Consider the following 255-nt stretch of genomic DNA (forward strand, 5'->3'; position numbering starts at 1 on the left):
TTCCTGCTGAGATTGTTTTTTTAGGTAAAGTACAACGTCTTTAAAATCATTCGCACTATATAAGTTTTCATTGATGCATCTCTCTAGCGCCTTATCTAACCAAGTGGAATCATTTATTGAAACCGAATGGAAAATTTCTAAATGATCTCGACGATAACGTGGGTATTTCTCGAGCACTTTCTCTATATACACCTTCGCTTTTTCTTCCTCTTCAAATGCTGATAAAAGTCCATTTTTTAATGCCTCGATACCTTT

1 pseudogene is annotated in these 255 nt (G+C 34.9%); it reads right to left on the reverse strand.

What is annotated here, in order from left to right:
* Window positions 1–255: pseudogene (locus M3627_RS20655) on the reverse strand (IS21 family transposase); the annotation flags it as partial.

Source organism: Psychrobacillus sp. MER TA 171 (genome assembly GCF_023713305.1).
Classification (GTDB): Bacteria; Bacillota; Bacilli; order Bacillales_A; family Planococcaceae; genus Psychrobacillus.